General features: G+C 44.1%; 4 protein-coding genes. All 4 read left to right on the top strand.

The window, feature by feature from the left end; genetic code table 11:
* Window positions 1–122: 122 nt before the first annotated feature.
* Window positions 123–386, top strand: coding sequence for a hypothetical protein (locus tag ACR2PX_RS04585; RefSeq protein WP_433998186.1), 264 nt, complete (start codon window positions 123–125; stop codon window positions 384–386).
* Window positions 386–571, top strand: coding sequence for a hypothetical protein (locus ACR2PX_RS04580; protein WP_433998185.1), 186 nt, complete (start codon window positions 386–388; stop codon window positions 569–571). Before ACR2PX_RS04585 ends, ACR2PX_RS04580 begins: the two co-directional genes overlap by 1 nt.
* Window positions 558–710: a hypothetical protein gene (locus tag ACR2PX_RS04575; protein WP_433998184.1), complete on the top strand. Its 153-nt coding sequence runs from the start codon at window positions 558–560 to the stop codon at window positions 708–710. Before ACR2PX_RS04580 ends, ACR2PX_RS04575 begins: the two co-directional genes overlap by 14 nt.
* A gap of 539 nt (window positions 711–1,249) precedes the next feature.
* A partial coding sequence (locus ACR2PX_RS04570; protein WP_433998183.1) for a hypothetical protein occupies window positions 1,250–1,549 on the top strand: 300 nt, incomplete at its 3' end.

Below are 1,549 nucleotides of genomic sequence, written 5' to 3'. Positions count from 1 at the left end.
AGGCATATGGCGGGGCGAGATCTTGGTAAACGGGAGCCTACGGAATCACTCAAATCTCATGCTGGGAAATTTGAATTATTGGATGCAACCTGATTGTCAAGTGAGAAAAACTGCAGAATCGAGTGATAGGTTTATCGATGGGAAGGCCTACTTATTTTGGTACGGCTTTGAGACTGGATGTGGTTGAAGCTTCACCTGTTGATCTGGGTAAAAGGCCAGGAATATTTGGTGCTGTGCTGCTTGGTTATAATGTTTATGCACGACTGTTGAATGCCAAGCAGGTTAGGATAATGAATCCAATCAATGAACAGGTTAAGGCTTACTACGAATCCTTCGGCTATCAGTATGTTACTGAAGGTGATTACTTGTTTATGGAGCTGAACTAATGACAGAAACAGGCAACGACAAGATAACTCGAGATGATGAGGACAAGACTTCTATAGAGGAAGTCAGGGCGAAGGCCAAAAAAGACTTCGAGAAAACTAGAAAGCTTTCTTTGGATGAACCTGAGGTTTTAGTATCAGGCGATATGAAAAAAGCTACTTCAGGTGACGATGATGAAAAAGAATAAAAGCAAGCGAACCATGACCGAAGAAGAAAAGCAAACCCACTTCATGGAGGGTGAGACTGCTGTTTCGGATGCCTTTATCAAGGCTCGACAGTTTGCTGCTCAAGAAAAGGCAAGGCTGAAGCTCAACAGGAAACGCTGATTATCTCTATGACATGTCACCATGGTGACAGTCTTATCTTATAAGGCTGTGAAAATGCTCACAGTCTTAAACTATCGACCAGATCTGAAACTTTCTAGAATTGTACGTATAAAAATCTTGCTGTCGCCAGCGGTCTTCACATAGCCCTGGAACTCCTCCCCTCACCCCAAAAAGGCTGGCAAGTAAATCTATACACCTGGAACTCGCTCTATAAAATCCAGCCACCGCCTCTGTCCATGATAGGTTGGATGACTTGGGGATAGGCCACAGAGTTTCTGGTTATTCCAGATCGTCAGTTCAAACCGATTTGAGTAAAGCCTTCGATGCTTTTTGGTATCGCTTCACCAGCCCCAGAACACGGCCCTATGTTACTGAGCTTCAAGTGTTAATTGCTTTGGTTAATATCTTAGAACTCCTTCTTATAAGTTCATTACAACCAGAAAACAATTTTTATTTAGGCTGCCACTGTAATTCCTAAAAAGCTGCTGGACAGAGAAAGAGAATAATACCTTTCCCTTGCAGCGACTATCCTTTATCCCATGGTTTTCTCAACCCGCAACGAACAGCAGAGTGAACAGACTGCAAAGCTTCTTAGGTTTATCACTCAGCAGCAAGAGCAAATTGCTCTTCTGAAAGAGCATATCGAAGCTCTTGAGGCAGAGATACGGCAATTGAAAAAGCTGCCGCCAAAACCAGACATAAAACCGAACACCAAGCCGTCTGATGACGAAGCCAGCGGCGGGATTGACTTTGATACATCGACTCAAGAAGATGGCAGTACAGAAGATGGCGACCGAAAACGCAAAGTCAGCAAGCCGGATGAGCGCACTCGAAACCCG

This window comes from Endozoicomonas sp. (genome assembly GCF_051008435.1).
GTDB lineage: Bacteria > Pseudomonadota > Gammaproteobacteria > Pseudomonadales > Endozoicomonadaceae > Endozoicomonas_A.
Note: the sequence above shows the minus strand (reverse complement) of the source record. Positions and strands in the feature narration are given on the sequence as shown.

Bases quoted from the DNA above. Each gene is read 5' to 3' on its own strand.
- ACR2PX_RS04580 (WP_433998185.1), top strand. From the start codon at position 386: ATGACAGAAACAGGCAACGACAAGATAACTCGAGATGATGAGGACAAG.
- ACR2PX_RS04575 (WP_433998184.1), top strand. From the start codon at position 558: ATGAAAAAGAATAAAAGCAAGCGAACCATGACCGAAGAAGAAAAGCAA.